An 8,644-nucleotide genomic window follows, 5' to 3' on the forward strand; every position below is an offset into this window, starting at 1 on the left:
TCTCGTTGAGCCTGAGGCGTGCCGCAACTATTTCACCGCCGCCGGATACGGATTCGTCTGAATGCCCGATGCTCTAGCACGACATTCGTACTATCAGTTCTTGATTGAAGGCCTACTGAAACCTGAGATAGATGCCATTATTGAGAGCGTTCGAAATGAGGACAAGGAACTCTTCAATATTGACGCTGAGCAGGCTGTCTTGGGTGCAATACTGATTGATAACGATGCATATTACCGTGCATCCATCATCGACCCAGAAGATTTTTCGGAAGACCTCCATAAGCGGATCTTCGAAGTCGTGCGCGCTTTGATACCTAGCGGTGAGGTGGTGACGCCGATAACAATTGCGAGGCTCTTCGGGGATCAGGATCTAGGTAACATCACATTGGTGAAGTACCTTGCCCGGCTTGCCGCTGAGGCAGCAGACATTACTGATGTCAGAGGACATGTTCTGACGGTTTATGCGCTGTCTAAATACCGCTCCCAGATGGAAGTGCAAGAACAGAAAACATAGCCCCAATAGAAACCCCGCCCGGGTAGAGCCGGGCGGGGTCCCGTGTTGCCTCAGCCTGATACGCTACGCGGCCAGTTTCGAATATAGCCGCACGGGGTAAACAGCTTATTGCCCTACCCACACCAAGGCGCTTGCGGACCTCCCATGCTTCCGGCCATCCTGCCGGGGAGGACGAGGCGATGGTTGCTCTACGGGGTGCTGCGGGCATCAAAGAGGCTCGGAAGCTATCGGTCTATTGCATGACCATAGCTGAGGCCGTACTCCTTTCGCGACGAGCAAACCTGTCCCCTTCACTGGACCACCTAGCGTGGCCATTCTCAGCCTGAGCCGTGGGCCAATACCAACCGCGTCACTGGCATGTAAAGCGCAATTGCACCAGAGGAGAGACTGTCGTCCCTTCCCACTTGAAGCCTTGGATGGCATTTACGAAGGTTCCGCTGGGGCAAGTGGCAATGGCAAGGTCACGTGGGTGGGCTGGTCCTCCGGTATCAGGAACCTCAAAATTGGTCTTCCGAATTTCGGGTGCATCGCCATCGCGTGTACAGAGATACCGAACGTCGAAGATAACGCCGCCTAAGGGTGAGTCTGGGCTGTTTTTCATCACCTCGATTCTACTAACAAATGATCCGCCGGGGCAAACAACGGTTCCAGCATTAGCTTCGCTGAAGCCCAGTGTCCCACTGTACCTACGCCACCTCCCGTGGTCTGGCATAGCAGCCTCCGTTTTATGGATGCTCGTATTTCCATTTTGATCGGCGCACATATACCGCAATGCTACCAATGCACGCACCTGGTACTTAAAGCCTTGTATCGCAGTGATATATTGACCTGAAGGGCATTTGGCGACACCGCTGTTTAGATCCCATGTCCCGCTATAGGGCGGGAAGCTACCTGAATCAGGAACGCGAGCGTCGGTCTTTCTAACAACCACACCGTCCGCGTGCGCCACTGATGAACAAACAAGTGAGATGATTATTGCCAAACAATATAGAGTAATGCCTCTGGTTAATTCTGCTGCAGTCAGGCGCACCGCCGCGGAGTCTCTGGCAAGTCTCTCTTTGGCTAGATGATCAATGCTCATCTGATTATCCTCTTGCCACGCAATATCTCTGCAAAGGGTGTGTGCAGGCTCGCGTTCACTTTGTCATTATGAATTTCGACCGACAATTACTATTCAGTATGAGTTCTATTGACGCCAAAGATTGAGTTTATATGCAGCACGTCGAGAATGAGCGAACGGCCGATAAAGTTGACCGTGTCCAGTCTCTCCTCGATGGCGCGTTCTAGGTCGTCCACCGTTGCTATGGCTGCCGGATCTGTCGCGGCAATGTGAGCCTTTACAAGCATCCCTTGCGGAGAATGCGCCCGAGTTCTGGCGATCCGCTCTTCCAACTCATGCAGGGCTTGCACCACCTCGCACTCGTCCTTATTGGCTTGGGCAAAGCCGCTCTGCTCCTGTGCAGCCTTGTCAGCGGCGCGATACTTGTCCCAAGCCGCTACAATTTCATCAGCCCGGGCCTGTGCCTCCGGCCACGGCTCCAGCACCGTCTTGATCCGGTTCAATCTTCTTTCAGGGGCAGGTTGTTGAACCCCTCTGATGATGGGCTTACGCCGGAACTGCTCAACCAAGTCCGCGTCAAATGTGGCTTCGGTCGCATGGTTAGGATGGGCGCAGAGGCCATATTCCCAATCCTGTTCCGTCTTAGTCAGGATCGACGGAAGATCCGGCCACATCTCATGGTATCGCGCCTCTGCCTCCTCTGATGCCCGGTAGATATCTTGCAGGTTCTTCCATGCCTTCTGCCATTCCTGCCCCATGGCGAGGAGGGCGCTATCATCGTTCCGGGAAACAGCAGCCGTTGCGAGGGCAGGCGATACAGTAAGAGCCGCGAGGGAGCCACCCAGGACAGAGCGGCGGGACAGGTTGGCTTGCTTGGTCGTCATGATGAAATCCAATGCTGTGATGTTGTCGTGCTGTAGTGGTGAGGGATCAGGCGGAAACGTCAGGTCGATCCGGGAGCGGATACGGAGTGAAGTCCGGCAGGGAGATGCCGAGGCTTGCTTCCAATTCGCCGGCAAGCGTCTGAATGCGGCTCATGGAATGCGTGATGTGGCCTAGGTGCTCCCGGATGATGGCCAGCTTCTCTTCTCGCTCACGGCGAACATTCCAGCCGCGGGGACGGCGTGGAGCAGGGGCGACTTGAGAGCCGTCAATGACGACAAGACGAAGGTGGGAAGCAGGCATATCGGACTCCTTCGGATACGGTTGATTAGTGAGTGGCAAAGGCGCGCTGCTGCTTGGCGCAGATCCAGGCGAACTTGAGAGCGGAGGAGAGAAGCTGCGACCAGGAGGCCTTGTTGCCCTTGGCGCGCTGGAGGCGGGCGGAAGCAATAGCCGCCTTCATGATGGCCGAGCGGTCGAAGGAGCCAGCCACGAAGAACGGGCGGGAAGCGGCTTCCTTGGCGAGGCGATCCAAGCGGGCACGTTCGATAGAGGCGGAAGCAAGGAGGCCAGGGGCAGCAGGCTTGGAACGGTCGCTGCGCATATCGCGCATTGCGGTGTTCCAGTTGATCTTGCGCTGAAGGGCCATTGCCGCCTCCGAAGCCATCGTTTATCGATAGATCAATATATAAACGACGTTTTAGCGCAGATCAAGCGCTTTTCGACGCTATTGACGTTTTTCGATAGTTTTGGGATAAGCGTAGGCATGATTACACCTGCGCAATGCCGAGCCGCTCGCGGCCTTATCAACTGGACCCAAGACGACCTTGCAAAGGCGGCTGAAATAGGGGTCGTTACCGTCCGCCAATTCGAGTCCGGAAAGGCGGTACCTCGAAGTGCCACCTTGGTAGTGATCCGCCAGGCTCTTGAGACTGCTGGCGTTCAGTTCATCCCTGAGAACGGGGGAGGGGCTGGCGTCCGAATGAGAGAGCGCAGCGAACCCTAGAACGACTGCGTAATCCCGAGACGGCACACGGCTAGGACGGCCATCCGAAAACCCCGACCGCACCGGGGCTGCCGTGTGTCACCTTTCCAAGGTGCGGAGATGCATGTGCGGTGCAATGTCAAATTGGTATGATGACAAAGCAGAGAGGTTGAGCAATAGCGAGGCATACGCCCTGCTTAGAAGCATACCCTATCCTACCCTTCCAAGCGGGGCACCCAATCCTCACGGGGCGGCGTACCGTGCTTCTCTAGATTATTTTAGGCAGCGTATCCGATCAAGTGACCACAAGGCGGGTTGGATTTTGCCACCTGATGAGCATCGTCTGCCTGTAGACGATGTAATTGAGAGCTTGGTTCGGAAGAATTCCAATCCTCGGATAGATACAACTCGTCAAGGCGTCCTTCCGGCATTGAGAATAGACGGCCCCTACGATCTAGTTCGTAGTCATCTAGAATTTAACGCGACGCACTTTCCAGATTTTGACAGGGAGGCAGGTATCGCGAACGACATTAAAGACCACATAAGTTTGTTTGAGGAGGCCTACGATAGGTTGGCAGACATTGTGGGTATCCCTCACTGGGAGATTAGCCATCGACAGGCAATGGAAGAGCGGCGAGAACGGAATGATAAAAGGTGGCAGCAGGGCTTGCCTCCGCTTGGCATGGCCGTCCCGACAGACACCCAAGAGCTTATCGCGAAGCATATGGAGACCATAATCAACGCTGCGGACAGCCTCCTTGAGCTGCGCGAGATTGCAAAAAAAGAGACCCCCCTGCTCTGGGTGAATGAGGAAAAGACCGGGCGGAAAAAGCAACTTTGGATGCAATGTTTTGTCGCAAGAATGGCCCATCTATGGGTGCTTCTCACAGGGGCTAGGCCATCCGTCAGTGCGGATAGCCCCTTCGCGACTTTCGTTCGCGAGTGCTGGAATAGCTACGGCGATAATATGCCTCAAGTCTCCTTTGACCGAGCTATCAGAAACCTCGAAATATTGGGGTGACGAAACTACCCCAATATTCACGCTAGTTCCGTCATACACGGCCCCGCCGTTTCCCTTCATTGTCTCACCGTTCCCGGCGTGACCGGGTAGTTCCATCAACAAGGTGAGAGATGGACAAAGACGAATACGTAGACGTTCGCAGGCTCGCAGAGATTACCGGCATTAGTGCGAGCACCTGGAATAAGCGCCGACTGACCGGCGACACTCCTCCCTTCTCAAAAATCGGGAAAGCAGTCCGCTATCACGTTCCGACCGTAAAGGAATGGATGGCGAGCCATGAGCGCCGCTCGACATCCGAAAGCACTGCGACAGCCGCGTAATCCCATTCATGCGGAGCCTATCACGCGGACAAAAAGAAAGCCCCAACACGGGGACCGCGCGGGGCTCAAGGAATTCATTTTTATGCAATACATTTCTACCACGACGCTCTTTCAGAGCAAGGATAATTCGCGCCCGCTGGATACTGGCTACAAGCCGCGCATCCACACAATCTCAGAAGAGTTCGGCGCGCCAGGCTCCGCACTCGCACGGGCTCGGAATGCAGGCATCATCGACAACCGCGAATATCAAGCGGGCCAGCGCATGGCAGCCCTTTGGCAGGCTGCTGGACGGCTTGAACAGCAGGCCCGTCTCTCGGCTGGTCGCTCTCTCCTCGCTCTCGGTGAGAATGTCGCCTACGCCGTTGTTTCGGTCTGCCGTGACAATTGCGGTGTCGGCAATCCGCACCGGGCTTCTCTCCTGAAGCAGGGTCTCTCCAAGCTGGCCTCACACTTCGCTCAGACGGGGGGCTTCGCCAATGTCTGATATGGCTGTCATTGCCCCAAAACTCTCCAAGCTCATTCCGATGCTCGCCACGGTCCACGATGGCGAAGTGGTCGCAACCGTCCGGGCAATTGACCGGACACTGAGGAGTGCTGGCCTGGATCTGTATGACCTCGCCAGGGCGGTGGCCGCTCCTTGGGTCAATGTCGTCCATAGCGACATTGATGAGCCGGAGCCTGCCTCTCAGCCCTCGTCGCTGCGGGATATCGCGGTCTGGCTGCGCACACACGCTACCCATCGGATGGACTTCAAGGAACGCACGTTTGTCGTGGAGATGGCTTCCCGTCTCTCGATGGGACGGCAGGCTTCCACGAAGCAGGAGAAGTGGCTTCGGGCAATCTTCTACCGGCTCTATGGCATCGGCGGGGAGTACGTGCCTTGAGCACCCCCAACTCAACGCAGGGCGCTCCTCACGGGTCGCCCTGGGCCTACCGGGAGTTCATCGAAGAAACTCTCGCCATGGCCCGCATTCAGGCAGACCTGGGCGTCACCTACGCATCCATCGGGGATGATGCTGGCCTTGAATACGCTGTGCGCAGGCTTGTGGCCTACACCCGCGCAGCTCTCACAACCCTCAATGACCTTCGCACGACCAAGGAGCAGCGCCCTTGAACGCTCTCGACAATGATCCTTTTGCTGACGAAATGGAACGCCTCGGGACTGCCGACATGGAGCCTGAGAGCCCGCGCCCATCCAACTCCGTCAAGTGGCCCCAGGGCTATGTTCTGGACAGCAAGGGCCTGTGGTTTGATCCTGGTGAGGACAAGCCGAGATCCCGCCTTTCTGGCCCATTTGCTGTCCTAGGTCTTGCTCGTGATCCGAATGGCGATGGCTGGTCCATTGCCCTCGAATGGCACGACCGCGACCACATCCAGCACCGTCACTTCCTGCCACTGGCTGATCTGATCGGAGATGGAACGGAAGTTCTGAAGCCCTTGGCAGCAGGCGGGCTGGAACTCTCTCCACACTCAGACCGCCTGAAGAAGTTCAAGGCTGCACTGGTGGGCCTGAACTGCGGATCGCGTGTCCGTCTTGTCCGGCGCAGCGGATGGCATGGTGACGTGTTTGTTTTGCCTCACGCGACGGTTGGGCAGGAGCCCGGCGAAAGCGTGATCTATGACGGGAAGGCTGATGCGGCCCGCTACGGCGAGAATGGCACCCTTGCTGAATGGATCGAAAAGGTTGCAAAACCTGCTGCCGGGAACTCCCGTCTGGTACTTTCTCTCTCGACTGCCTTCGCTGGACCTCTTGTCGATCTGCTCAACGATGAGGGTGGTGGGGTGCATCTTGTCGGGGGGTCATCCCTCGGCAAGAGCACAGCCCTGATAGTCGCTGGCAGCGTCTGGGGTGGCGGTGGACGTGGCGGATTCACCCAGACGTGGAGAGCCACAGGAAACGCCCTTGAGGCCATCGCGCGGGCTCATTCGGGCACTCTGTTGGCCCTCGATGAGCTTGGAGAATTGGATGCCCGAGAAGCAGGCTCAACGGCCTACCTGCTGGTCAATGGGCAGGGCAAGGCCCGCGCTACCCGTGACGCAGAAGTGAGAGCCCGTTCCGAATGGCGCATCATGCTTCTCTCGTCAGGAGAGATTGGCCTTGGCGACAAGATTGCGGAGACGGGCAAGCGGGCGAAGGCCGGACAGCTCATCCGCCTTGTGGATGTTCCTGCCGATGCTGGCAAAGGCTTGGGCCTGTTCGAGGATACCAATGGCCATGATCCAGCGGAGTTCTCAAAGCAGATCAAGACAGCGGCTCTGCGCATCTACGGGACGGCTGGCAAAGCCTTTGTCGAATATTTGGCGGACGATCCTGAGGCAGTCGCAGAAGCAGCGCGCCAGCGCATTGCCGACATGCAGCGGACCTTGCTTGAAGGCATAGGCGAAACCAGCGGGCAGGCTTACAGAGTCGCTCACAGGTTTGCCCTGATTGCCACGGCTGGCGAGTTCGCCCGTGTGGCTTTAAGCCTTCCATGGGCTGAGGGCGAGGCTGAACGTGCAGCGGCTGTCTGCTTCGATGCTTGGCGCGGTACTCTTGGGGGCGAAGGCCCGGGCGAATTGGTTTCCGCTGTTGAAGCCATCAAGGCAGCCGTTGAGAAGCATGGCGAGAGCCGCTTCCGCAAGATCTACGACGACGGATTGCCTGCGACGGACAGCGCACCGATCCGCGACCTGTTGGGCTACCGCCTGTCTCGCGATGGGGAGGTTCTTTGGGGCTTCACATCGACAGGCTGGAAAGAGGTTCTAGCTGGGATTGCGGAAGCCAAGGGCATTGCCCGCATGATGGCCGAAAGGGGCGCCCTGGTGTTCTCCAAGAACGACAAGGCCCACCGTCTTCACATCAAAGTCGAAGGCCGGGCGGTGCCTGTCTATGCGGTCAAAGCCTCCGCTTTTGAGCAATGGGGGGCGCTGTGATGACTCCCAATCGCGAGGTCTTCCGCGCCTTTCTCAAATTCGGCTCTCCTCAAAAAACAGGTGTGACCGGTGTGACTGGTGTGACCGTCAATAAAATCAACAATTTACCCGGTCACACGGCTGAAAAAGAAAGTGTGACCGGTGTGACCGAGATTGCCGGATATATCCCAGCGTCGTCTGACCTGGATGAGAGGCAAGCCATTGCCGAAGTGGAAGGGGGAATTCCCCCTCTCTACTCGGCTGGATTTGCCCGACTGCAACTGACGCCACCGCCCGGGCTGTCTGTTCCTCAATGGCTCGAGGCTGTCGATGATGCCGGGCGCTTCCTCGATGCTTTCGGACAGCAGGCACAAGCGATAGGTTGGCGGGCAGATGATCTGTTCCGGCCTGATGGTCTCGTGCAGACGCTCCAAGGGGCGCACGTCAACAAAATCACCACCACTACTGCGGTTCGCTCCGATGGCCGCATCTTCAAGGGCGTTGTGTCGGAGTAGCGTCGATGATGGATGACCGCAAGATCATCATTCCCTTCAACCGGCAGGAGGTTGCGAGCCTCAAAGAGGCTGCAGAGATCGCCGGGCGCTGTGTCGAGACGATGCGGCTGTGGGCGGAGGAAGGCATAGGACGCAAGATCGGCGGACGGTGGGCGATCTCGCGTCCTGCCCTACTGATGTGGTTGGAAGGCAATACGGCTGCTCTGAGTGCATACTGGAGCGGTGACAGGACGAGTCCTGAGGTCAGGCGCTACTTTGAGCAAGCTGGCATGTGCCCTGAGAGGTCATCACAGCGCAAGTGATCTGCTGAGGCAGGAGCAGAGCCTCAGGGCACATATAATCTACAAGGGCTTGGCACTGAAGGTCCGCTTACCGCTTGAGGCTGTGTGGAAACAGGCTGATTTGGTAGACTTGCTCTCCGACGTGGGAGGCCAAGATGACGCGCTTCATCGAGG

At 57.3% G+C, this 8,644-nt stretch carries 14 protein-coding genes; 10 read left to right on the top strand and 4 right to left on the bottom strand.

What is annotated here, in order from left to right; genetic code table 11:
- The first annotated feature begins 61 nt into the window (after window positions 1–61).
- Window positions 62–514 carry a DnaB-like helicase N-terminal domain-containing protein gene (locus DC522_RS31465; protein WP_116532392.1) on the top strand — a complete coding sequence of 151 codons (453 nt, stop codon included), beginning with the start codon at window positions 62–64 and terminating at the stop codon, window positions 512–514.
- 349 nt (window positions 515–863) lie between these two features.
- Here the strand turns inward: DC522_RS31465 and DC522_RS34455 are convergent, their stop codons facing one another.
- The 4 genes from DC522_RS34455 to DC522_RS31480 all read right to left on the bottom strand — a co-directional run bounded on the left by DC522_RS34455 (window position 864) and on the right by DC522_RS31480 (window position 3,105).
- A complete protein-coding gene (locus tag DC522_RS34455; RefSeq protein WP_133239430.1) occupies window positions 864–1,595 on the bottom strand; it encodes a hypothetical protein in 732 nt (243 codons plus the stop codon).
- Window positions 1,596–1,684: 89 nt separating this feature from the next.
- The gene (locus tag DC522_RS31470) at window positions 1,685–2,332 is read right to left on the bottom strand and encodes a hypothetical protein (protein WP_133239431.1); all 648 of its coding nucleotides are present in this window, start codon (window positions 2,330–2,332) and stop codon (window positions 1,685–1,687) included.
- A 172-nt stretch (window positions 2,333–2,504) separates the two neighbouring features.
- Window positions 2,505–2,759 (bottom strand): hypothetical protein, encoded by a 255-nt coding sequence (locus DC522_RS31475; RefSeq protein WP_116532394.1) that lies wholly within the window; start codon window positions 2,757–2,759, stop codon window positions 2,505–2,507.
- Window positions 2,760–2,784: 25 nt separating this feature from the next.
- Window positions 2,785–3,105, bottom strand: a complete 321-nt coding sequence (locus tag DC522_RS31480; RefSeq protein ID WP_245444718.1) for a hypothetical protein — start codon at window positions 3,103–3,105, stop codon at window positions 2,785–2,787.
- Window positions 3,106–3,222: 117 nt separating this feature from the next.
- On the opposite strand from DC522_RS31480, the gene DC522_RS31485 reads away from it, so the two are divergent.
- The 9 genes from DC522_RS31485 (at window position 3,223) to DC522_RS31515 (ending at window position 8,491) form a co-directional block, all read left to right on the top strand.
- A complete protein-coding gene (locus DC522_RS31485; protein WP_116532395.1) occupies window positions 3,223–3,462 on the top strand; it encodes a helix-turn-helix domain-containing protein in 240 nt (79 codons plus the stop codon).
- Window positions 3,463–3,565: 103 nt separating this feature from the next.
- Window positions 3,566–4,462 (top strand): hypothetical protein, encoded by an 897-nt coding sequence (locus tag DC522_RS31490; protein ID WP_133239432.1) that lies wholly within the window; start codon window positions 3,566–3,568, stop codon window positions 4,460–4,462.
- A 110-nt stretch (window positions 4,463–4,572) separates the two neighbouring features.
- Entirely contained in the window at window positions 4,573–4,782 is a 210-nt protein-coding gene (locus tag DC522_RS34460) for an AlpA family transcriptional regulator (RefSeq protein ID WP_133239433.1), read from the top strand.
- Window positions 4,783–4,864: 82 nt separating this feature from the next.
- Window positions 4,865–5,266 (top strand): hypothetical protein, encoded by a 402-nt coding sequence (locus tag DC522_RS31495; protein WP_116532397.1) that lies wholly within the window; start codon window positions 4,865–4,867, stop codon window positions 5,264–5,266.
- Window positions 5,259–5,666 carry a hypothetical protein gene (locus DC522_RS31500; RefSeq protein WP_133239434.1) on the top strand — a complete coding sequence of 136 codons (408 nt, stop codon included), beginning with the start codon at window positions 5,259–5,261 and terminating at the stop codon, window positions 5,664–5,666. The genes DC522_RS31495 and DC522_RS31500 overlap by 8 nt, the downstream gene beginning before the upstream one ends.
- Window positions 5,663–5,896, top strand: coding sequence for a hypothetical protein (locus DC522_RS34465; RefSeq protein ID WP_133239435.1), 234 nt, complete (start codon window positions 5,663–5,665; stop codon window positions 5,894–5,896). The genes DC522_RS31500 and DC522_RS34465 overlap by 4 nt, the downstream gene beginning before the upstream one ends.
- Window positions 5,893–7,695 (top strand): DUF927 domain-containing protein, encoded by a 1,803-nt coding sequence (locus DC522_RS31505; protein ID WP_116532399.1) that lies wholly within the window; start codon window positions 5,893–5,895, stop codon window positions 7,693–7,695. Before DC522_RS34465 ends, DC522_RS31505 begins: the two co-directional genes overlap by 4 nt.
- Window positions 7,695–8,189 (top strand): hypothetical protein, encoded by a 495-nt coding sequence (locus DC522_RS31510; RefSeq protein ID WP_133239436.1) that lies wholly within the window; start codon window positions 7,695–7,697, stop codon window positions 8,187–8,189. Before DC522_RS31505 ends, DC522_RS31510 begins: the two co-directional genes overlap by 1 nt.
- A 5-nt stretch (window positions 8,190–8,194) precedes the next feature.
- A complete protein-coding gene (locus DC522_RS31515) occupies window positions 8,195–8,491 on the top strand; it encodes a helix-turn-helix domain-containing protein (RefSeq protein WP_116532401.1) in 297 nt (98 codons plus the stop codon).
- Window positions 8,492–8,644 lie beyond the last annotated feature (153 nt).

The organism is Microvirga sp. KLBC 81, from assembly GCF_003075415.1.
GTDB lineage: Bacteria > Pseudomonadota > Alphaproteobacteria > Rhizobiales > Beijerinckiaceae > Microvirga.